At 67.8% G+C, this 22168-nt stretch carries 18 protein-coding genes and 1 tRNA gene; 11 read left to right on the top strand and 8 right to left on the bottom strand.

The features are described from left to right. Nucleotides 1–20 precede the first annotated feature (20 nt). Nucleotides 21–1397: an MATE family efflux transporter gene (locus ACSQ2B_RS13910; protein WP_436050673.1), complete on the top strand. Its 1377-nt coding sequence runs from the start codon at nt 21–23 to the stop codon at nt 1395–1397. Here ACSQ2B_RS13910 and metZ read toward each other — a convergent pair. Continuing rightward, nucleotides 1372–2556: an O-succinylhomoserine sulfhydrylase gene (gene metZ, locus ACSQ2B_RS13905; protein WP_436050672.1), complete on the bottom strand. Its 1185-nt coding sequence runs from the start codon at nt 2554–2556 to the stop codon at nt 1372–1374. The two genes, ACSQ2B_RS13910 and metZ, sit on opposite strands and share 26 nt — an antisense overlap. Before the next feature lie 216 nt (nt 2557–2772). Here metZ and ACSQ2B_RS13900 point away from each other — a divergent pair, with 216 nt between their 5' ends. Together ACSQ2B_RS13900 and ACSQ2B_RS13895 are read left to right on the top strand one after the other, a co-directional pair. After that, nucleotides 2773–3783, top strand: coding sequence for an acyltransferase family protein (locus ACSQ2B_RS13900; RefSeq protein WP_436050671.1), 1011 nt, complete (start codon nt 2773–2775; stop codon nt 3781–3783). A gap of 142 nt (nt 3784–3925) precedes the next feature. Beyond that, complete coding sequence (locus ACSQ2B_RS13895) at nt 3926–4942, top strand: 2'-deoxycytidine 5'-triphosphate deaminase (RefSeq protein ID WP_436050669.1); 1017 nt, start codon at nt 3926–3928, stop codon at nt 4940–4942. Nucleotides 4943–5102: 160 nt separating this feature from the next. Here the strand turns inward: ACSQ2B_RS13895 and ACSQ2B_RS13890 are convergent, their stop codons facing one another. Both ACSQ2B_RS13890 and ACSQ2B_RS13885 read right to left on the bottom strand, forming a co-directional pair. Beyond that, nucleotides 5103–6575 carry an acyl-CoA reductase gene (locus ACSQ2B_RS13890; RefSeq protein ID WP_436050667.1) on the bottom strand — a complete coding sequence of 491 codons (1473 nt, stop codon included), beginning with the start codon at nt 6573–6575 and terminating at the stop codon, nt 5103–5105. A 189-nt stretch (nt 6576–6764) separates the two neighbouring features. Then, a complete protein-coding gene (locus tag ACSQ2B_RS13885) occupies nt 6765–8192 on the bottom strand; it encodes a hypothetical protein (RefSeq protein ID WP_436050665.1) in 1428 nt (475 codons plus the stop codon). Nucleotides 8193–8382: 190 nt separating this feature from the next. Between ACSQ2B_RS13885 and ACSQ2B_RS13880 the strand changes: the two genes are divergently transcribed. The 6 genes from ACSQ2B_RS13880 (at nt 8383) to ACSQ2B_RS13855 (ending at nt 13739) form a co-directional block, all read left to right on the top strand. Then, nucleotides 8383–9042, top strand: coding sequence for a TetR/AcrR family transcriptional regulator (locus tag ACSQ2B_RS13880; protein ID WP_436050663.1), 660 nt, complete (start codon nt 8383–8385; stop codon nt 9040–9042). Nucleotides 9043–9077: 35 nt separating this feature from the next. Further along, nucleotides 9078–10151, top strand: a complete 1074-nt coding sequence (locus ACSQ2B_RS13875; RefSeq protein WP_436050661.1) for an aldo/keto reductase — start codon at nt 9078–9080, stop codon at nt 10149–10151. A 122-nt stretch (nt 10152–10273) separates the two neighbouring features. Beyond that, nucleotides 10274–10348 (top strand) — tRNA-Gly (locus ACSQ2B_RS13870). A 296-nt stretch (nt 10349–10644) separates the two neighbouring features. After that, the gene (locus ACSQ2B_RS13865) at nt 10645–11223 is read left to right on the top strand and encodes a phasin family protein (protein WP_436050660.1); all 579 of its coding nucleotides are present in this window, start codon (nt 10645–10647) and stop codon (nt 11221–11223) included. A 170-nt stretch (nt 11224–11393) separates the two neighbouring features. Next, nucleotides 11394–12119, top strand: coding sequence for a beta-ketoacyl-ACP reductase (locus tag ACSQ2B_RS13860; RefSeq protein ID WP_436050659.1), 726 nt, complete (start codon nt 11394–11396; stop codon nt 12117–12119). Nucleotides 12120–12200: 81 nt separating this feature from the next. Then, a complete protein-coding gene (locus ACSQ2B_RS13855) occupies nt 12201–13739 on the top strand; it encodes a phosphoesterase (RefSeq protein WP_436050657.1) in 1539 nt (512 codons plus the stop codon). Between the two features lie 2 nt (nt 13740–13741). Here ACSQ2B_RS13855 and ACSQ2B_RS13850 read toward each other — a convergent pair whose 3' ends face one another. The 3 genes from ACSQ2B_RS13850 to ACSQ2B_RS13840 all read right to left on the bottom strand — a co-directional run bounded on the left by ACSQ2B_RS13850 (nt 13742) and on the right by ACSQ2B_RS13840 (nt 18592). Then, complete coding sequence (locus ACSQ2B_RS13850) at nt 13742–15316, bottom strand: fatty acyl-CoA synthetase (protein WP_436050656.1); 1575 nt, start codon at nt 15314–15316, stop codon at nt 13742–13744. A gap of 77 nt (nt 15317–15393) precedes the next feature. Beyond that, nucleotides 15394–16290 (bottom strand): alpha/beta fold hydrolase, encoded by an 897-nt coding sequence (locus ACSQ2B_RS13845; protein ID WP_436050654.1) that lies wholly within the window; start codon nt 16288–16290, stop codon nt 15394–15396. Between the two features lie 10 nt (nt 16291–16300). Further along, the gene (locus ACSQ2B_RS13840) at nt 16301–18592 is read right to left on the bottom strand and encodes a TonB-dependent receptor (protein WP_436050653.1); all 2292 of its coding nucleotides are present in this window, start codon (nt 18590–18592) and stop codon (nt 16301–16303) included. A 149-nt stretch (nt 18593–18741) separates the two neighbouring features. Between ACSQ2B_RS13840 and ACSQ2B_RS13835 the strand changes: the two genes are divergently transcribed. Next, nucleotides 18742–19431, top strand: a complete 690-nt coding sequence (locus tag ACSQ2B_RS13835) for a TetR family transcriptional regulator (protein ID WP_436050652.1) — start codon at nt 18742–18744, stop codon at nt 19429–19431. Between the two features lie 311 nt (nt 19432–19742). Continuing rightward, entirely contained in the window at nt 19743–21011 is a 1269-nt protein-coding gene (locus ACSQ2B_RS13830; RefSeq protein ID WP_436050651.1) for an FAD-binding protein, read from the top strand. A 38-nt stretch (nt 21012–21049) separates the two neighbouring features. On the opposite strand, the gene ACSQ2B_RS13825 is transcribed toward ACSQ2B_RS13830, so the two are convergent. Beyond that, nucleotides 21050–21475 (bottom strand): CBS domain-containing protein, encoded by a 426-nt coding sequence (locus ACSQ2B_RS13825; RefSeq protein ID WP_436050649.1) that lies wholly within the window; start codon nt 21473–21475, stop codon nt 21050–21052. Between the two features lie 282 nt (nt 21476–21757). Then, nucleotides 21758–22096, bottom strand: a complete 339-nt coding sequence (locus ACSQ2B_RS13820) for a YciI family protein (RefSeq protein WP_436050647.1) — start codon at nt 22094–22096, stop codon at nt 21758–21760. Nucleotides 22097–22168: the final 72 nt, after the last annotated feature.

Below are 22168 nucleotides of genomic sequence, written 5' to 3'. Positions count from 1 at the left end.
CGGACAGGGGGCCGTTCGACATGCGCGACGGCGCCTTGCAGCGGACGATCCTCGCGATCGCTCTGCCGGCGATGCTGACCAGCGTCGCGACGGCCCTGTTCGGCCTGGCGGACATGTGGGTGATCGGTCGGCTCGGCGACGCCGTCGCCCAGGGGGCGGTGGAAGTCGGCGCCAAGCTGCTGATGACCCTGTTGATCGTCTTCAACTTTCTGCGGTCGAGCACCGTGGCCCTGACCGCCCAGGCGGCGGGGCGCGACGTGGAGGCGGCGCAGGCCGAGGTGCTGGTCCGGGCCCTGGTCGCCGCCGCGGCGATCGGGGCCCTGCTGCTCCTGGCCATGCCGGTGGTGATCCCCGCCGGCCTAAGGATGTTCAGCGCCACAGGGCCGCTCGCCAGCCTGGCGCAGGACTATGTGGCGATCCGCTATTGGGGCGGGCTCCCATGGCTGTTCAACGCGGTGCTGACGGGGTGGCTGATCGGCCGGCGGCGGGTGCGGGCGGTGCTGGTGGTCGAGGTCGCCGCCAACCTGTTCCACATCCTGCTGGACCTCGGCCTGGTGCTGGGACTGGGGCTCGGCGTCGCCGGCGTCGCCATCGCCACCCTGAGCTCGGAAGCCGCCAAGCTTGTCGCCCTTGCGGCGATGGCGGCGAGAGAGCGGCCGGCGCGGAGCGCGGTTGCGGTCGTCCGCGCGCGTCGCACCTGGGATGTCGGCGAACTGGGCAGGCTGCTGCGACTGAACCGCGACCTGTTCGGCCGCACCCTGCTGCTGATGACGGCGACCGTCCTGCTCACCCGGGCCGGCGCGCAGCAGGGCGCGGTCGTGCTGGCCGCCAACGCCATCCTCTATCAGCTCTTCATCCTGTCGGCCCTGCTGCTGGACGGTTTCGAAACCGCGGCGCAGGTGCTGTGCGGCGAGGCCCTGGGCGCGGGCCGGAAGGCGGAGTTCAAGCGGCTTGTGCGGGCCGTCCTGATCTCGGCCGGCGTGGTCGCTCTGGCGATCGCCCTGGTCTACGCCCTGGCCGGCCCGCGGCTGGCCGCCAGCTTCAGCACCATGCCGGCGGTGGTCGCCACGGCCCACGCCTATATCGGATGGGCGGCGCTGCTGCCGCTGGTTGGCGTGGCCTCCTTCGTCTTCGACGGCGTCTTCATCGGCTCCAGCTGGACGCGGGCCATGCTGCTCAGCATGGGGTGGGCGCTGGCGGGCTTCCTGGTGCTGCTTGTCGTGGCGAGGCCGTGGGGCAACCACGGCGTCTGGCTGGCCTTCTCGCTCTTCTTCCTGTTGCGCGGCGTAGGCCAGGCGATCCTGCTGCCGGGACTGGTGCGGCGGAGCTTTGCGAGCCTAGATCCTCCCCCGGAAGGGGAGGATCGTTCACCTAGGCCTTGTCCAGCGCCCGGCTGACGTCGCGGGCGAGGTCGCGAGGGCCTTCGAGGCCGACGCTGATGCGCACCCAGCCCTGGGTCAGGCCGATGGCTTCGCGGTCTTCCTCGGTCATCGAGCGGTGGGTGGTGGTGGAGGGATGGGTGGCCATCGACTTGGCGTCGCCGAGGTTGTTGGAGATGTCGACGATCTCCAGTGCGTCGAGGAACCGCCAGGCGGCTTCGCGGCTGCCCAGGTCGAAGGCGATGACGTTGCCGCCGCCGGTCATCTGGTTGGCGATAATCGCCGCCTGAGGGTGGTCGGGACGGCCGCAGTAGATGGTCCGCTTCACCTTGGAATGTTCGGCGATCAGGTCGGCGATCTTGCCGGCGTTCTCGGTCTGGCGGGTGACGCGCAGCTCCAGCGTCTCGAGACCCTTCAGCAGCACCCAGGAATTGAACGGCGACAGCGCCGGGCCGGTGTGGCGCAGGAAGTCCTTGTAGGTCTCGTTCATCAGCTCGGCAGATCCGAGCATGGCTCCGCCGAGCACCCGGCCCTGGCCGTCGATGTGCTTGGTGGCGGAGTAGACGACCACGTCGGCGCCAAGCGCCAGCGGCTTCTGATAGATCGGCGTGGCGAAGACGTTGTCGACGACCAGCTTGGCGCCGGCCGCCTTGGCGATCTCGGCCACCGCCCCGATGGGCGTGATCTCCAGCAGCGGATTGGCCGGGCTCTCCACCAGGAAGACCTTGGTGTTCGGCCGGACCGCCTCGCGCCAGGCGGCGGGGTCGACGGCGTCGACATAGGTCGTCTCAATCCCGTAGCGCGGCAGCAGTTCGGAGACGATCCACTTGCACGAGCCGAAGAGGGCGCGGCCCGCCACCAGATGGTCGCCGGCGCGCAGCAGGCCGAGCAGGGCGGCGTGCACAGCGGCCATGCCCGAAGCGGTGGCCCGGCACGCCTCCGCCCCTTCCAGGAGCGCCAGCCGATCCTCGAAAACCTGCGTCGTCGGGTTGCCGAAGCGCTGGTAGATGAAGCCCGGCTCCTCGCCGGAGAAGCGGCGATCGGCGGCGGCGGCGCTCTCGTAGGCGAAGCTCTGGTTGAGGAAGAGCGGCTCGGACATCTCGCCGTAGGGGGTGCGCGCCATGCCGCCCCGGACCAGGCGCGTCTCGACGTCCCAGTGGTTCGGATCTTCGGCCATGATGCTTCTCCTGCGGCTGCAAGGCTTGGGTGGCCGCTTGAACGGCAGGGAGCGGGGGAGGTCAAGCCCGGCTCCAGTCGGCGCGATGCGAAAGGTCGGGCTTGAAGCTCGCTTTTTGTGCGGGCGGACGGCGATTACAGATTGTGCTCGCGCGTCGGTAGCGGAGCTATCCAGCTGCCGCTATGCGAGAGGCGGGGCGGGGGCTCGGAGACGAGCATGACCCGCGTGGGATATCTGGACGGCTGGCGAGGCGCTGCGATCCTCAGCGTGCTCTTCGGGCATTTCGTGACGAGCCAGGGCCTGAATCTCGGGCGCTTCGGGGTCGAGCTGTTCTTCGTCCTCAGCGGACGGCTGATGGCCGAAATCCTCTTCGTCCGGCAGACGCCGCTGACGACCTTCTTCCCGCGCCGGCTCGCGCGCATCTATCCCGCCCTGTTCGTGTTCGCCCTGGCGATGTTCGTCGTGGGCCTGACGACCCCGTTCAACGGACCGTCGCTGCTGAACTTCCTGGCGGCCATCACGCTCACGTCCAACTACGTGGGTCTCTGGACGAAGACCGCCGGCGTCACCCAGCACATCTGGTCGCTCTGCGTCGAGGAGCACGTCTACATCCTGCTCGGGCTGGTGGCGTTCGTTCGCCGCCGGGTGGCCTTCCCCGTCGCCGGCGTCTGCGCCGGGCTGGCGGTGCTGGGGATGCTCAACGGGGCGATCCAGACCCTCAACGGGCTGAGCTACTACCACGTCTACTGGCGCTCCGACGTGAGGGGCGCCTCGATCCTGATCTCCGTGGCGGTCTATCTCGCGCTGCGACGCCAGGTCCCGGCCTGGCTGAGCTGGAAGGGCGCGCCCGTCGTGCTGGGCCTGGCCGCGCTCGCCTTGCAGGTCGACGGGTCGCCCGATCCCCTCAAATACTCGCTCGGCACCACCCTGCTGGCGGCCAGCCTGGCCCTGATGCCGGCCGCGCCGGGCGCCGTGCTGAAGGCGTTCGAAAACCCGGTGATGATCCGCGCCGGCATCTATTCCTATTCGCTCTATCTCTGGCAGCAGCCCTTCTACACGGCGGCGCACGGCTTGCTGGAGCATCTGCTCCTGCTTCCGGCCGCGGCGGTCGCCGCCTTGCTGAGCTTCTATCTTGTGGAGCAGCCGGCGCGGACGGCGATCAACGACCTGGTCGGCCGGACGCTGCGGCCCCGTCGTCGACCGGAGCCGGCCCGCGCCGCCGCCTGACGGCGGGGGTCGGTCGCTTGGCTCAGTTTGCGGAAGCATCTGGCCCAAGCCTGCGTGGCGGGGCCGGGAATGTGGCCGCGGGGTCGCATCTTGACGGCATGGTCTTGCAAGACTCGGCGGGCGCCTTAAGGCTGCGCCGTCCATGAGCCAGCCGCCCGGCATTCTGCCCTGCCAGTCCCTCGACGATCTGATCGCCAAGGGCTTCATCACCTCCGAAAGCCCGTTCGACGCCGACCAGGTGCAGCCGGCGAGCCTCGATCTGCGGCTGGGCGCCCGCTGTTGGCGGGTGCGGGCCTCCTTCCTGCCGGGACGCGGCCGCACGGTGGCCCAGCGCATCGCCCAGGTCGCCATGCACGAGCTCGACCTGACCAAGGGCGCAGTGCTGGAGCGTGGCTGCGTCTACATCGCCGAGCTGCAGGAGAGCCTGGCCCTGCCGCCGGGAATCTCCGCGAGGGCCAATCCGAAAAGCTCCACCGGCCGCGTCGACGTCTTCGTGCGGCTTTTGTCCGACGCCGGTCCCGCCTTCGACGATGTGGCCGAGGGCTATCACGGCCCGACCTATATCGAGATCGCGCCGCAGACCTTCTCGGTGCTGGTGCGGCGCGGCACCCGCCTCAACCAGCTGCGCCTGAAGCGGGGCGCGCCGCCGAAGCTCAGGATCGAGAGCGTCGGCGTCGACCTCTCCAACGGCATCGCCGGCTTCCGCGCGCGCCGCCACGCACCCGTCGTCGACCTCGACAAGGAGGACGGCCACGATCCGCACCAGTTCTGGGAGCCCCTGATCCCGCAGAACGGCGAGCTGCTGCTCGACCCCGGCGAGTTCTACATCCTGGCCTCCAAGGAGGCGGTGGAGATCCCGGTGCTGGAGGCGGCCGAGATGACGCCGATCGATCCCTCGGTGGGCGAATTCCGCGTCCACTACGCGGGCTTCTTCGACCCCGGCTTCGGCACCGACGAGGCGCACGGCAAGGGCTCGCGCGGCGTGCTCGAGGTGCGCAGCCACGAGACGCCGTTCATTTTGGAAGATGGCCAGACTGTGGCGCGGCTGGTCTACGAGCCGCTGACCGCGCGGCCGACGCGGCTCTATGGCGACTTAGGGTCGCATTACCAAAGACAAGGTCTCAAGCTATCCAAGCATTTCAAGGTATGGGGCGAGTAGCAGCGCCGCTTGCGTAGAGGCGCTGGCCTTGCCTGTCGGGGGACGGGCTTCGGCTGGCTTTCGCAAGGGTGCTGCCGCAGGCGCCGCAATACTTTGGGGGTGGCTTGGAGCGGTCGGAGCGGCGGGGGCCGCTTCGACCCTCTGGCCGCCGGGGGCGGCTCTAAGCCACCAGCGCCGCGTCGCCCTCGGCCATCTCCCAGACCGGCTTCACGCCGGGGAGGGGGCGTTCGGAGATGATCCATTTGCACATCCGGCGCAGCGGCTCGACGCCGTCCTGCGGGCCGACCAGGCCGGGGCCGTTGAAGGCGTAGCCCAGGGAGACGAACCGCTGGCCGCCGTACAGGGCGGCCTTGTGGCGGATCTCCGGCATCAGGTCGTCGGGGAAGACGCCGACGGTCTGGGTGTAGGCGTCGACCGCGCCCAGCACCTCGTCCAGCGTGTCCACCGGGATCAGGTTGACCGTGCGGTCGGCCAGATATTCCCAGAAGCTGACCGGCTCGGCCGTGTGCGAGACGATCACCGCGCCTTCGCCCTGCTGGCCGCCCACCACCGTGTACCAGTCGTCGTTGAGCCGCAGGGCGTCGACATTGGCCTTGAGCTGCGGGTCGTAGGCCTTGGGCCTGGTGCTGAGGTCCTGGGGCAGGCGCAGCATGGCCTCGTAGGTCAGTTTGCCCAGCGCCTTCAGCGTCTCGACGCCCGCCGCGTCGGTCCCGCACATGACGTAGACGACCCGGCAGCTGGCGCAGGCGGTCTGGTTGCCGGCGCCGACGTCGGCGGCGATGCGCTTCGCCGTTTCCGCGATCAGAGCTTCGCTCTGGAGGGCTCCTTCGCCGACGATGCTGGCGCTGCGCTTGGGGTCCAGCGACATCAGTTCGAGGCCCGGCTGGATGTATTGGGTGACGTGCTTGACCGAGGCCAGGCCGCCCCAGGCGACGATCTTCTCGACGTTGTGCGGCTGATACAGGCGCTTCTCGATCGCCTCGTCGCCGCCGCGCCAGTAGGCGACGGACAGGTGTCTGGTGATCGGGTGGTCGGGGGCGAAGTCGACCATGGTGCGGGCGATGGCGCCGGTGGTGAAGGGGTCGTTCGACGGGACCTTGATGATGGTGTCGCCGCGGGTCACCGCCCCGCGCAGCAGGGTCAGCGCGCCCAGCACCGGCCCGTTGCCGGCGACGATGTGCAGGGCGCGCGCGCCGTAGGCCCGGATGGCGACCATCGAGCCGTTCATCGGCGTCTCCACCCAGCCTTCCAGGTAGGGGATTCCGATGTTGAAGTCGCAGGTCCGCCGGATGCGCTCGCGATCGAACATCGCCGGCATGTGGTCGTAGAAGGCCCGCACGATCGGCGGCGTCGCCGGCGAGGTGGCGTAGCTCAGCTCGCAGGCCTCCTGCATGTAGGCGTTGGTCTTGAAGTCGAGCCGTTTGCCGAGCTCTTCCAGGTAGTCGAGGATCTCCTCGAAGCTCAGCTGGTAGAGATCTTCCATCCTGCTCGGGCTGCCGAGCGGCAGCCGGTCGACGAGCTTCGCCGGATCGGGCGCGAGGAAGGTGATCCCGCCGCCGCGGCCGCCGAACTCGATGAGGTCGCTGTCGATCACCTGGCCGCGGATGACGGCGTAGGAAATGGGTTTGCCCATGGGGTGGTCCTTGTAAATTTTTCACCGCTCATCCCGGCGGAAGCCGGGACCCAAGCTGACGCTTGGAAAGGGTCCCCTCGCGGCCATCTGAGGCGCCGCCTGGATCTGCTGGGACGAGCGGGCGTGTGGAGATCTGAGCCTCAGCTTGGGTCCCGGCTTTCGCCGGGACGAGCGGAATTTTTCCGCGCTTCAGCCCTCGAGCGCGTTGAGGAAGTCCAGGGCCTTGTTCTGGGCGCTCGGCGTGGCGGCGCAGGTGATCTTGTCGTCGCCGCCGGCAGCCTCGCTGAAGCGCTGGATCTTCTTGGCGAAGGACAGGCTCCTGCGGCCGCACAGGCAGGCGTCGTAATGCGCCGTCACCTGGTCGCCGGTGACCACGCCGCCCCAGGTTCCGTCGTGGGTCACGTCGAAGAAGGCGGCGCGGCCGGTCTGGACGCCTTCGCGCGGCAGCGGCTGGCCGGTCTCGCCGTCGAGGATGAAGGGGGCGACCCAGGGGGCCAGGTGATAGCGCTCCGCCTCGCACAGCACCGAGAAGGCGTTCAGCTCGGTCATGCCGTAGGCCGACTGCATCCAGTCGATGCCGAAGAAGTCCTTGATGGTCTGTTCGGCGTCGTCCGGCAGGACCATGCCCTTGGCGCCGCCGCCGCCCATCAGCACGCTGCCGGGCGCAAAGGCGCCGCGGACGCCCTCCGCCAGGCCCTGTTTGGCGATGGCGTAGAACATCGCCGTGGTGCCCATGGCGAAGATCCGCTGGCCGCGCAGCGCCTGAACCTCTCGGCGGATGAAGACCGATTGGATCGAGGGCAGGTCCCTCTGCAGCGTCTCCCATTCGCCGCGGCGGGCCAGCAGGTTGTCCGGCACGTCGACCTTGGTCGCGTCGCCCTTGGCGACCGCCGCCCGGATCCGCGCGGCCAGCCACATCAGGTCGCTGGAGACTTTGAACGGCAGGGCGGTGTGCAGGTAGGCCTCGTCGCCCTGGCAGAAGACGCTCAGCAGGTACTGGGCGAAGCGCCCGGCCGAGGAGTGGCCGTCGCGGTACATCGGCGTCAGCGCGTGGATCTTGCCGTGGATCTCGTCGTCGGTCGGCTCGACGCCGAATTTCTGGCCGAGCTGGACGCGCAGGCCGGTGACCGCGAAGGCGTAGTCCTTCTTCGACTTCGGGAAGAGCGACAGCGTGCCGCTCGAGCCGGACGAGGTCGCCACGTCGAGCGGGGTCTCGGTCTGCAGCCTGGTCAGCCAGCCGTCGATGGAGTCGCAGTCCGAGACGTCGACGCCGGAGACGTCGTAGGGCGTCAGCCGGCCGAGCCATGTGTTGAGCTGGGCGAACCGCTGCTTGGCGAGGAGCGAGATCGGATAGGACTTGTAGGTCTCGTGGGTGAACAGCAGGGGGGCTGCGTCGTCCAGCGTCGCCACCGTCCCGATCCCTTGCGCGTCGGCGAGCTTGGCCAGCACCGGGATCTGCTGGCGGCGCTGGTCCAGCCTGAGGTTCAGGGCGGCGAGCAGGACCGGTTCGGCCTCCTTGGGCGAGATCGAATGGATCTTCGTCGTCGACATGCCGAAGTGGCCATAGGGATCGTCCATCCAGGCGAGCGCCTCGCGCTCGAGGCCGGCGTCGTTCATCAGCGTTTCCTTCCGCCGCTCTCCGTCGGTCGCAGAGGCCTCGCTGATCCGGGCCGCCGTCGCCGAGGACAAAATCCAACCATGTGATTGGTTGTTTCTGACTTGCAGGCTAGCAGTCTTGATGCGACTTACAACCATCTGGTTGGAATTTTTGCGGGCGGCGGATCGCGCGCCCTGGAACGGAGTGAGCATGCCGACGTCCCGCAGTCCGCGCACCGCCGACGCCGAGCCGGAGGCTGCGCCGCGGCCGCGCCGGAAGTATCTGCGCGCCGACGAGCGACGCCGGCAGATCATCCTGGCCGCCCAGGAGGTGTTCTCCCGCACCAACCTGCAGGGCGCCCGGACCCGTGACATCGCCAAGGCGGCCGAGGTCAACCAGGCCACCCTGTTCGAGCATTTCGCGTCCAAGGAGGCGCTGTTCCAGGCCGCCGTGGTCGAGCCGCTGATCGCGGCGATGCAGGGAATGCATGAGCGGGTCCACGCCTACCAGGCGGCGGACACCGACGAGGAGCTGCTGAGCCTGGCCCAGGCCTCGGCCAAGATCCACATCGAGCGGCTGATCGAGGTCTTCCCGTTGTTGACCGCCTCGCTGTTCTCCGATGCCGCCCTGGGCAAGACGCTTTACCGCGAGCAGATCGTCCCGCTCTTGAAACAGAGGGGCGAGGTGCTGGACGGTCTTTTAAAGGACGCCATCGATCCGGAGTTCGCCGGGCTGGCGCTGTTCGGGATCATGTTCGCCGTCGCCATGGACCAGACCTTCAAGGGCCGGAGCGAGGACACGTCGGACCTGGCGCGGCAACTGGTGCAGTTCGCCGCCCTCGGGTTCCTGAAGGACCGCGATCCGGCCTGACGGGCGGCGCAAGACGAAGACGAGAGGAAACGACCATGGCCGACCGGCTCGACAACTATCGCCTGCTGGGCCGCTCGGGCCTGCGGGTCTCGCCGCTTTCGCTGGGAACCATGACCTTCCGCACGGGGTCGGACTGGGGCTCGAGCGACGAGGAGGCCCAGGCCATCTTCGACGCCTACGTCGAGGCCGGCGGCAACTTCGTCGACACCGCCAACTTCTACGGCCAGGGCGGGTCGGAGACCCTGACCGGCCAGCTGATCAAGGCCAAGCGCGAGCAGATCGTGCTCTCGACCAAATACTCCCTGACCATGCGTCGGGGCGACCCGAACGGCGCCGGCAACCATCGCAAGAACATGGTCCGCTCGGTCGAGGCCAGCCTGAAGCGGCTGGACACCGACTACATCGACCTTCTGTACCTGCACGTCTGGGACGACCGCACCCCGGTGGACGAGATCCTGCGCGCCTTCGACGATCTCGTTCGGTCCGGCAAGATCCTCTACGTCGGCGTCTCCGACAGCCCGGCCTGGCAGGTCTCGCGGATGCAGGCGATCGCCGAGCTGCGCGGCTGGGCGCCGCTGGTCGCCCTGCAGGTCCCCTACAACCTCACCGAACGGACGACGGAGCGTGACCTCCTGCCGATGGCGAAGGAGATGGGCCTGGGCGTCCTGCCCTGGTCGCCGCTGGCCGGCGGGGTGCTGTCGGGCAAGTACAGCCGCGAGGACCTCAAGGCCAAGGCGCCTGAGGCCATCGGCGGGATGAACAGCCGCAAGGACATCAACCTGGCCACCGGCCGCCTGAGCGAAAAGAGCCTCGACATTGCCGAGGTGGTCAAGGCCGTCGCCCAGGAGATGGAGCGCACGCCCTCGCAAGCCGCCCTGGCCTGGACCTTGCTGCACCCGGCGGTCACCTCGCCGTTGATCGGCGCCCGCACGCCCGCCCAGCTGCAGGACAACCTCGCCGCCCTGGAGGTCAGCTTCAGCGACGACCAGGTGGCGCGCCTGAACGCCGTCAGCCAGATCGACTTGGGCTTCCCCCACAGCATGCTGAACTCCGGCGTGACGGATCAGATGTTCGGCGGCGCAAAGGTCGACAAGCGCGGCGCGCGCTGACGGGGCGGGGCGAGCGCGACATCCGGGCCGTGAACCCGCGCCGCAAGACCCCTTTTCCCGCGCCCCCGGCGCCGCTATGGTCCGCCGCCTGTCGCCGCCGTCGTGCTTGGGGCGCGCACAGCGCGGGTGTAGTTCAGAGGTAGAACGTCAGCTTCCCAAGCTGAATGTCGTGGGTTCGATTCCCATCACCCGCTCCAATAAATTCAATCACTTGGAATCCCCTGCGTCAGTCGCGGTTGGCGGTTTTTCCAGATTTTTTCCAGAGGCTGTTCCGGTTTCGGGCTCGCTCGGGCGGAGAAGGATCGTCAGCTCGAGCGGGGCGCCGCCCAGTCCTTGAAGGGCGCGCCGTTGCGCAAACGCCGGGCTTGCGGATCGGCCTTGGCCAGCAGCAACCCGTACAGCGCGACCATAACGCCGTTCTGTCCACTCCCAGACAGACGCACCGTTTCGGGTGTGCAATGCGGTATTGCGTCGCAGCAATGGGAGGCTCCCGGTGACCGACGAGACGACGAAAGCCGCAGCGAAGGCAAGGAAACCGGAACAGCCTGTTCAGGGCTCTTCAGGCGAGGCCGAGATGATCGCGCCGCACGCCGATCCTCCCGAAACGCATGCTGCGCAAGCGACAACCGAGCCGCAGTCCAATCAGGCTCGGACGAGAAACGCTCCTGTCCCGACAACAATGGAAAGACGTGAAATGGACGCAACCGAAGGCAAATCGTTTGGCGCCGGCTATGAATTCGACGCGATGTCGGCTTTCAAAACCGCGGCGGAAAAGGCGACGCACAGCCTGGACGCGGTGACGGCGGCGACCATGGCCGCAATACATGGCGCGGAGCAGGCCCGAACCTATCTCCTGAGCAACAGCAAGACGGCCCTCGAAAATCAGTTCGCCGCGGCCAGCGCCTTCGCGAAGGTGAAGACCCCGCAGGAGGCCTTCGATCTCCAAGCGCAGTTCGCGCGCAAGGCCCTCGACGCCTACAGCACGAACGTCAGCGAAATGAGCAAGCTGTTCAGCTCCAGCTTGAGCGCAACGCTCAAGCCGCTGTCGGCGACCTTCTCTTCGACCCGCTGAATCCATTCGCGAGGCGTGGCGCCAGGCTACGCCTCGCTCGCAGCATCAGCCTTGGCCAGGGGACTGGTCGGTGACGACAGCGGCGGCGCCATGGGCGTCACAGTCTGCGTCGAGAGAATTTGACGCTGAGCGCCTCATCTCGCGCGCTGGGCCTTAAGGGAGACGTTGATATGGGAAGAGTGGCTTTTGTCACTGGTGGAACGCGTGGCATCGGCTTGGCCATCGCGGAGCGACTGAAGGCGGACGGCTTCAAGGTCGCCGCCGGCTACTCGGGAAACGAGAAGGCCGCCGGCGCCTGCGCCGACAGGCTCGGCGTGATGGTGGTCAAGGGCAACGTCGGCGTGTTCGAGGACTGCAAGCGCGCCGTCGAGCAGGTCGAAGCGGCGCTCGGCCCTGTCGACGTGCTGGTGAACAACGCCGGCATTACCCGTGACGGCGTCTTCCACCGCATGACTCCCGAACAGTGGGGCGAGGTCATCCGGGTCAACATGGACAGCGTCTACAACATGACGCGCCAGGTGATCGAAGGCATGCGCGAGCGCGGCTGGGGCCGGATCATCAACATCTCGTCGATCAACGGCCAGAAGGGCCAGATCGGCCAGACCAACTATTCCGCGGCCAAGGCGGGCATGATCGGCTTCACCAAGGCGCTGGCCCTGGAGAACGCCAAGAAGGGCGTGACGGTGAACGCCATCGCGCCGGGCTACATCGACACCGAGATGGTGCAGGCGGTGCCGGAAAACGTCCTTCAATCGATCATCGACCAGATCCCGGTCGGCCGCCTCGGGCGCGGCGAGGAGATCGCCGACGTGGTCTCCTACCTGGCCGGCGAACGGGCCGGCTATGTGACGGGCGCTACGATGAGTCTCAACGGCGGTCAGTTCATGGCCGGTTGATCGCCGCCAGGGTCAGCCAGCCCTATCGCCGGTCCGCCCGCGGCAGGCCGGCGATCTCGTGAGACCAGCGGAACGCTCGTCATGAGCCGGTCGCTCAAGGCGCATAAGCCGCAGCGCAAGATGGCGGGGATTGTTCGCGTGCGGCAGGTGATGGTTCTTATCCTGGCCTGGGCTGCGCCGGGACTGCTGCAGGCCCACGACCTGCCCGCCCGCGCGCCCGCGCCTGCGGTGGCCAGCCCGAGCCGAGCAGATCCGGCGCAGCGTCTCTGGCTGGCAGGCGATCACCACGTCCACAGCCGCTTCAGCGTAGGCTGGAAGCCGTCGGCCGACCCCGCCAACCCGCCAGAACCCGTGCTCGCCGGCGACGCCATCTATCCGATCCCCATCAACGCGCGGATGGCGCATCGCTATGGGCTCTCCTGGATGGTCTCCACGGATCACGGAGGGCCGAACCATTCGAAGGTCAACCGCGACATGGCGTATCCGGAGCTGGAGCGCTCCCGCCGCGAGACGCCGGGCCTGATCCAGTTCTACGGCATGGAGTTCGACACCCCGGGCGCCGACCACACCAGTCTGATCCTGCCGCGGACGCTCGACGAGCGCGACGTGCTCTACGAGATCGAGAGCCGATACTCGAAACGCGACGCCTACCCGGCGGACCCGTCCCGCGACGCCGAGGCCAATATGGTCGAGGCGCTGAAGTTCATGGGCGAGGTGAGGGCGCCGCCCGTCGTCATCGCCAACCACCCGGCCCGCTCGGCGACAGGCGTCGGCGCCTATGGGCTGGACCGCCCGGCAGAGCTGCGCGACTGGAACGACGCGGCCCCGAACGTGGCGGTCGGCATGGAGGGCTCGCCCGGTCACCAGGCCGCGGCCCTCAAGCCTGACGGCTCCCCACGGCCGAACTTTCGTGGCGGCTACAGGGCCGCCCCGACCCTGGGCGGCTTCGACCAGATGACCGCTCGGCTTGGGGGATTCTGGGACTCCATGCTGGCCGAGGGGCGTCGCTGGTGGGTCACCTCCTCGTCGGATTCGCATCGCCACTACACGGAGGGCGGCTCGGACTTCTGGCCAGGCGAATACGCCAAGACCTATGTGCGGGCGGTCCGGACGCACGACGACATCCTCGATGGTCTGCGCAGCGGGCGCATCTTCGTGACGACGGGGGATCTGGTCTCGGAGGTCGACGTGACGGCGCAGGTGGTCGGCTCCAGGGCGGAACCGGCGCAAATTGGCGGGACCTTGCGGATTGCGCCGGGGTCGGATGTGCGGATCACCATTCGGGTCCGCGATCCGGCAGGGCCGAACCATGGAGGGCGAACCCCCTCCGTCGACCGCATCGACCTGATCCGGGGCGACATCACCGGTCCGACGCAGGATCGCGGATCCGACGCCAATCAGACCGCCCGGATCGAGCGACGGTTCACCTCCGCCGACTGGCGACGTTCGGGGGAAGTCCTGACCATGACCCACGTGCTGCGAAAGGTCGCCACGCCGACCTATGTGCGCGTGCGCGGGACCAACGGGGCGGAGCTCGAGGCGACGCCCGACCCGGCGGGCGAGGATCCCTGGTCGGACCTCTGGTTCTACGCCAATCCGATCTTCGTGGAGTTCCGTTGACCTTAGAGGAAACCTTCTCGCAGGCTCCGCTTCAGGATCTTGCCGCTGGCGTTCTTCGGCAGCGCGTCGACGATGATGATCCGCTTCGGCCGCTTATACGCTGCAAGCGATCGCCGGCAGTGCGCCTCCAGGCTCTCGAGGTCGATCGCTTCGCCTGAGCGGGCGACGACGACGGCGGTCACCGCCTCAATCCAACGCGCGTCCGGCACGCCGAACACGGCGGCTTCCGCCACCTGGGGATGGGCGAACAGGACTTCCTCGATCTCGCGGCTGGCGACGTTCTCGCCGCCCGTCTTGATCATGTCCTTCTTGCGGTCGACCACATAGAGGTAGCCGTCTTCGTCCATGCGGCCGAGGTCGCCGCTGTGAAACCAGCCGTTGCGGAACGCCTCGGCGGTCTTGGCTTCATCCTTGTAGTAGCCCAGCATCAGCTGGGGGCTGCGGTGGACGATCTCGCCGACGCTTCCGACGGGCGCGTCCCGATCGTCGTCATCGACGACCCTGGTCTCGACGTTGATGGCCGGAACGCCGGCGGAGCCCAGCTTGCGGAGCTGGTCATGGGGTTTCAGCACCGTGGCCATCGGCGCCATTTCGGTCTGCCCGTAGAAGTTCCACAGCCGAAGGCCTGGAAGGCGCTGGAGCAGTTCCTCGATGATGGCCGTCGGCATGATCGAGGCGCCGTAGTAGCCCTTGGTCAGCGAGGAGAGATCCCGTGTCTCGAAGTCGGGGTGGCGCAGGAGGGCGATCCAGACCGTTGGCGGGCAGAACAGCTTTGTGACCCGCTCGGCCTCGATCGCCTCCAGCATGGCGGCCGGGTCCGGCGCGCGCAGCAGGATGCTTGTCGCGCCGAGATAGAGGTCGACGGTCAGGAAGCAATCCAGCTGGGCGCAGTGGTAGAGCGGCAGGCAGTGGAGCTCGACGTCGCTTGCCTCCATGCCCCCGTCGACGATGCAGCTGACATACTGGGCGAGCAGGGCGCGGGAGCTGAGCAGCGCGCCCTTGGGCCGCGCCTCCGTGCCGCTCGTATACATGATCTGGACCGGATCCTCCTCGGAGCGGTCACATTCCACCGGCGTCTCGTCCGGGTGTTCGAGCCAGGAGTCGGCGTCGGCCCAGCCCTGCGGCGGGGCGACGCCGGCGTGGCGCACGAACGCCTGGATCGGCGGCGCAGAGGCCATCAGCGCGAACGCCGCCTCGCAGGTGGCGCACAGGGCGTCCTCGGCGATCACCGCCGAGGCGCCCGAATGCTCGACGATATAGGCGACCTCGGAAGCATTGAGCATGAAGTTGATCGGCGTGAAGATCGCGCCGGCGCGAATGATCGCGAAGCGGAGCACCACATAGGCGCGGTTGTTGTGGGAGAAGACCGCGATGCGGTCGCCCTCACGTACCCCGTTCGCCCTGAGGGCGGCCGCAGCGCGGTCGATCATCCGGTCCAGCGCCTGGAAGCTGTCGCGATGACCTTCGTAGACCAGCGCCGTCTTTGCCGGCGAGCGGCGAGCCTGCAGGCGCACGACATCGCTCACCAGCCGCTTGCGGGCCACATCGACCAGGGCCTGCGCCTCGAAACCAGCCACGCGAGAACCTCCATGGGCTTGAAGTTTGAATCCCAGGACCGAGCCTATCGGTTCTCGGAGCTTTCCGGATCGACCTTCTAGGTCGCCGGCGGCGAGGTCGCGGCGGGGTCCGTCCATCGCGCCGACACGTCGCCCCGGGTCAGGAACGACTGGATGGCGCCTGCGGCCTCCGGCTCGCTCAGATCGGGAGCGTGTCCGCGATCTGCGACCTCCACGACCTCCAGGCCGAAACGGCGCGCCATCTCGTCGGCGGTCTCTCGGGCGAGGATGTCGGAGAGCGCTCCACGGATGACGAGGGTCGGTATCCGCGAACAGACGTCGAAGAACGGCCACATGTCCGGCCCGGCGCCGCTGGCGGCGTCGAACGCGCGGCCCAGGGCGGCGTCGTAGTCGGGGCGCAGGCCGTCCGGGGACTGGACATAGGTCGCCCGGGCCATGCGCCGCCAATCGTGGTCCGTGTAGGTCGGATAGGCGGCGACGTGAACCTCCCGCAGCGTGGCCGCCGCGTCCGCCCAGCTGGCCGCCGGACCGCCCTGGCCCACATAGCCTGCGATGCGCGCTAGGCCCCGCGGGTCGATGTCCGGTCCCGCATCGTCGAGGATCATCCCGGCGATGCGTTCGGGCTTCTGGTTGGCCATGGCGACCGCCATCAAGGCCCCCATCGAGACGCCGATGACGACAACGGTCGTGACGCCGAGCTGGTCGAGAAGCCACCAGGTGTCCTGCACCTGGGCGCCGATGTCGTAGCGACCCGGATCGGGGTCGTAGTCGGAGCGCCCTCGGCCGCGCTGGTCGGGGGCCAGGACGCGGCAGCGCCCGGCCAGGTCCTCGGCGACCCGCTCGAAATCGCGGCTGTTGCGCGTCAGCCCGTGAAGGCAGAGGACGACGTTCGCTCCGGGCGCAGGCCCGGGCCACGCCCGCACCGCCAGGCGCAGCTGGTCGGGCGAGGTCAGGGTGATCAACGTGTTCGGCAAGACCTCTCTCCTAGAAGCGGTGGTCGAGCGTCAGGGTCACCGTGCGGGGCGGACCGTAGAAGCCGATCACGGAGTCCCCGAAGACCAGGGTCGCCGGAGCGGCCGGGTCGAACGCGAAGGTGTAGGCCCCGGTCCGGTACCGCTTGTTGGTGAGGTTGCGGCCGTGGAGCCCGACGCGCCAACGCTCGTCCGCGGAGGTGTAGACGAGGTTGAGGTCGTAGAGCTCGTAGGCCGGCTGGTCGACTTGCGGGAAGGGCGTTTCGAACATGGAGCTGTCCGACCGGAACGACATCGACCCGAGAAGTTGCAGACGGCCGGCGTCGCCGAGCGGGTGCTCGTAGGCGAGGCTGAGGTTTCCCGTCCACTTTGGCGTGTTCTGGAACTGCCTTTGATCGGCGACGTCAGCCAAGACAAAGGTCGGCGGCGGCGCTGCGTTCGGAACGTAGGACAGGAACTCGTCGAACTTCGCCTTGGTGTAGCCAAGCGCCAGGCTCGCGCTGAAGCGTTCCGTCAGCTGCGCCTGCGCCTCGAGCTCCGCGCCGTAGATCGTCGAGGAGCCCACGTTGTCGACGAAGCTGACCACGCCGGTGCCCGCCGGATTCACCCGTTGGGTGGTGATCTGCTGGCCCTTGTACTTGGTGTAGAAGGCCGCGCTGGTGAATCGCAGCCGGCGATCGAAAAGGGCGCCCTTCAGGCCGGCCTCATAGGAGTCCACGATCTCCGGGTCGTAGCCGTCCCGGGTGGCCGGCGTGGCCGTGGCGTCGCCCCGCATGTCGAAGCCGCCGGACTTGAAGCCCCGGCCATAGGCCGCATAGGCGTTGACGTCCGGTGTCAGCTCATAGGTCAGGCTGAGCCGCGGGGTGAACTCCTCGAAGGTCTTGGACGCGCCGTAGTTGGTGAGGGTCTGGAAGGGGGCGGCCGCGCGGCCGGTGATCGGGCTGCCGAGGCCGAGATAGTTCGCCTTGAAGACCAGGGCGTTTTTCTTGTCGCGGGTCCAGCGGCCGCCCACCGAAATGGAAAGGCGCTCGTTGAGGCTATAGGAAAAGTCGGCGAAGACGGCGAAGCTCTTGGTGTCGACGCTGCCGGTGGTGCCCTGGGTCAGGTTGGCGGCCTGGAGGATGGTGTCGAACTGGCCGCTCGCGGAGGCGTCGAGATAGTAGACGCCCGCGACGCCCTGCAGGCGCTTGCCCTCGTAGAGCAGCTGGAGCTCCTGGGAGAACTGATCGTCGCGGTAGATGGTGTCCGCCACCGCCACGTCCAGGATGCGCGCGGGCGTGTTGTCGAAGTCGATGCCCGTGCCGTGGGTCACGCCTTCGCGGTAGGCCGTGATCGACTTGAAGGTGAACGAGCCCTCCGGCGACCATTCCGCCAACAGGGACGCGCCCTTGGTGATCACCTCGTTGGCGTCGCCAAGACCGGCGCAGGTGTCATAGCGGCTTTCCAGAACTGCCCGGCAGGCCGGCGGGTTCACCAGGCCCGCCAGGGCGGCGGGGATCGGCCGCTCCCGGTGTCCGTGGTTGGTGTTGGAATCGTCCTCCATGTAGTCGCCGCTCAGGCTGAGGAAGAGATCCTCCGTCGGATGCATCTCCAGGCTCAGCCGGCCGGAGATCACGTCCTTGTTGTAGGTGCCCGCCCCGGTGAAGAGGTTCTTGCCGTATCCGTCGCGATCGTATTTGGCGATGGCCGCGCCGACCGCCGCGCGCTGGCCGAGCGGAAGCGACCCGGAGAGGATGAAGTCGCGCTGTTGGTAGCTTCCCAGCGCGGCCCGGGCGCGGAGCTGCGGCTTTGAGGTGTCCAGGCGCTTGGTGACGTACTTGATCGCGCCGCCGATGGTGTTGCGCCCGTAGAGCGTGCCCTGCGGCCCGCGGAGGACCTCGATGCGCTCGACATCATAGATGTCGAGGACGGCGCCTTGCGGCCGCGCGACATAGACGTCGTCGATATACAGGCCGACGCCCGGCTCGAACCCCCAGAGCGGATCCTGCTGGCCGACTCCGCGGATGAAGGCGGTCAAGGTGGAGTTCGTGCCTCGCGACACCTGCAAGGTCAGGTTCGGCGTCACCCTCTGGAGCGAGGTGATGTCCGGCGCGCCCCGCTGCTCAAGCTGCTCGCCCGTCTGGACGGTGAGGGAGATCGGGACGTCGTTGAGCGTCTCAGCCCGCCTGCGCGCCGTGACCACCAACTCTTCGACCACAGCGCCGTCCGGGTCTGCGCTCTGAGACCGCGCCGGAAGGGCGGCGGCGAGGCTTGCGACGCCGGCCATCAGGCCGAGCGTCCATTTCGAATGGCTGAAACAAGTCATGCCGGGCCTCCCCCCAGTCTTTGTCGTTGCGGCCACGGTCTCCCGGTCCGGCCCGGGCGTCAAGAATTTTATTGATCAACCAATAAAGATGTGGATGAAGGAGATGCCTGCGCGGCTCCTGTGCGCTAGGCTGCGCACGGGAGACTTCGGTGGTTCGACAGGCGAGACGGAGCAATCAGGCGCGGCGCGGCGAATCTCAGGAGCGGATCCTCGACGCGGCCGAGGCCCTGTTCGCGCGCAACGGCTTCAACGGGGTCAGCGTCAAGGACATCGCGGAGGCGGCCGACGTCGACGCCAGCCTGCTGCACTACTACTTCACCTCGAAGGCGGGCCTCTACTCAGCCGTGATCGGACGGCGGGCCGGGCAGGTGAACGCCGCCCGGCTCACGGCGCTTCAGACCTACGCGGCGGACGCCGGCGGCGCGGTCACCGTCGCCGGCGTGGTGCGGACCTACGTCCAGGCGACGTTCGATTTCGCCATGACGGGCGGAGAAGGCTACCTCAACTACCTCGCCGTGATCGCGCAGCTGAACAGCACCCCGGCCGGGGCGATCCCGATTGCGGAAGCGACGCCGTTTGACGACGTCGTGCAGGTCTTCATCGACCTGTTGAGACAGGCGAGCCCGGGATCGACGGACGCAGAGCTCTACTGGTTCTACCATATGCTCTCCGGGGCCATTTCCCTGTCGTGGGCGAGGACCGGCCGCATCGACCGGCTCTCCGGCGGCGTCTGCCGCTCGACGGACTTCGAGGCCATCGCCGCGCAAATGATCGCCGTCTTCTCGCGCGGCCTCGACGGCCCTGGGACTCCGGCGGGCCGCCGCCGCGGCGGGGTTTGAGGCAGGCGCGCTCATTCTCCGCGAACTGCGCCTTGGCGTAGCGGGAGGCGCATCGGCCGCCGTTCGACTGCCTGTTGACAGCTCCTTGGCGCTGCCACCCTTGGTTGGCAGAAGGTGGAGCTTTTATGCCAGGGCCGGTCTCCCGAAGAGGAATACTCAGCGCACTTGCCGCGGCGCCCGTGGCCGGGGGACGAAGCATTTCCCGCGCGGCCCCGGGGCCCGGTCTGGTCCTCAACGACGCGAGCGGCCTGAACCCAACCGTCGTGCAGCGCCATTGGCGGCCGACGAGCCACGAGACCGGCTTCCGAGACATGCTGCGGAAAGAGCTAAAGGAAGCGGCGGCCGCCGGCCGTCCGGTCTGCATTGGGGGCGCGCGTCACTCAATGGGCGGGCAGAGTCTCGCCGGGGCCAGCACCGCGGTGACCCTCGATCGAGGCTGGTGTCGGCCCGAGCCCCGCACGTCCGCATACCTGGCTTCTGCGGGCGCCAGGTGGCGGGATGTCATTCCCGTGCTCGACAAAATCGGCTTCGCCCCGAAAGTCACTCAGGCGAATAGCGACTTCACGCTGGGCGGAGCCTTCTCGGTCAACGTGCACGGCTGGGCCGCGCCGCTTGGTCCGATGGGTGCGACAGTCCGGGCGGCGACCCTCATGCTGGCGGACGGCGAGATCGTCCGCTGCTCGCGAACGGAAGAGCAGAGCCTGTTCCGCCTTGCGACGGGAGGTTACGGCCTTTTCGGAGTGATCCTCGACCTCGAAATCGAGATGGTTCGCAACGTCCGACTGGTCCCGCAGTTCAGGCGACTGCCAGCCAAGACGTTTGGTCCGGCGTTCGTGGCGGCTCTGCACGATCCACGCACCCGAATGGGTTACGGACGCCTGTCTGTCAGCAAGGGCCGGTTCCTCCAGGAGGCCTTCATGGTCACCTATCATGAGGTCGCCGGGAGGCCTGAGCCTCTGACTCCTGGTCGCGTGGACGTGATGGATGACCTGACAAGGCGGATCTACCGCGCGCAGACTGGATCAGACGCGTGGAAGGAGCTCAGATGGTTCGCCGAAACGCACCTGTCTCCGCAGCTCGATCACCGAGCCGTCACGCGCAATGCGCTAATCAGCACGCCTGTCAGCGCTCTCGCGGCCACGCGTTCGGATCGAACGGACATCCTTCACGAGTACTTCCTGCCGCCCGATCGATTGGCCGCCTTCCTCGCGGATTGTCGCGACATCATCCCACGATCCGGCGCTGAACTGCTGAACGTGACGCTTCGCTACGTGGCCGCCGATACGCAGAGCCTGCTGGCCTTTGCGCCGCAGGATCGGGTCGCGGCGGTCATGTCCTTCTCACAGGAGGCGTCGCTCCAGGCAGATCAGAGGATGAAGCCTGTCACCCAGGCGCTAATTGACGCCGCCCTTAGGCATGGCGGCTCCTTCTATCTGCCGTACAGGCTCCACGCTCGGGCGGACCAAATTGAGCGCGCCTACCCGCATCTCGACGAGTTTGTCCGCTCAAAGCGGGAGCTCGATCCCAAGGCGCTGTTCCGCAACACCATGTGGGACGTCTATTTCAGCCCCCGCGGGTAAGACGGGATTAGGGCAACGCTTGGCGCCAGCTAGAGCCCTTAGTGCGCAGGCTTGGAGGGCCGCGAAATGTCTTCCAGCGTCTCCCGCACGCCGCTTTCGGCGCTGGTCGCGATATCCCCAAGCGAAATGATGCCCACGAGCCGCCCCGCGTGGGTGATGACCGGCAGCCGCCGAACCTGGACCTCCTGCATCACCGCCTCGGCGTCCTCCAGCTCGTCGTCTTCATAGACGTAGCGGACGCCTTCCGTCATGGCGTCCGCCACCGTGGCGACGTCGGGCGGCTGCCCGGCGGCGCTGGCGCGCACGGTGATGTCGCGGTCAGTGATCATGCCCACTAGGCGGTCTTCTCGGCAGACCGGCAGCGCGCCGACGTTCAGCTCCTCCATGAGAGCTGCGGCGTGCTGCAGGGTGTCCTCAGGCGAGACCGGTTGCGGATTGCGCGTCATCAGTTCAGCCACTCTCATGGGTTCGGCTCCTTGTCTGACCGCGGACCGCCCGGCATCAACCGCAGCCCGTCCTGCGGGTTCCTGAGCCGCCAAGACTGGGGGGCGAAAAGGTCCGCAATCAGCGCGTCCGGGACCTCGCCGCTCGATCCGACGATCCCTTGTTGACCGCCACTTGATCGGCCACCGTCGCCAGCGGCCTCGTCCACCGTGGCCAGGCCGTCGTCCACCTCCGAAGAGGACCTTCCGAAGTTCCGAGAAGGGTGATTGCGGACTTGCCCGCCCCGCCTGCCGACAGGGTCCTTAGCTCGCGGGGTCGTACATGAACTCGCGGAGTTCTTGCGCGCAACGGCAGGCGACCGCAATCTTCCGCGCCCATGCGACGGCATCTTCGCGGGTCGGCAACTCCAGGACGGTGAACCCGCCCTTGATCCGGCTGCCTGGATAGATCTCCGTCGACACCGACCCGTCATGGGAGACCAACACGGGGTCGACCTGCTCCGCGATCCCCCCGCCAAACACGTAGACACCGGCAGCTTTCGCCTCTTCGATCACCGCATGTGCCTCGGCAGCGACGATTGGGAACTCTTCCGCGGTGAGCACCATGGCCTCGCTTGGGAAGGAGATGAGGTACTTGGTCATGCTCTGAGAATCCGCGCCGGCCGCATTGTCGGCTCCCGACCGAGGCTGTGTGAAAACTCGGTCTGCGTTCCG

It is taken from the genome of Phenylobacterium sp. LjRoot225 (genome assembly GCF_964252855.1).
Taxonomy (GTDB): Bacteria; Pseudomonadota; Alphaproteobacteria; order Caulobacterales; family Caulobacteraceae; genus Phenylobacterium.
This window is presented reverse-complemented; position numbering and strand designations above follow the sequence as displayed.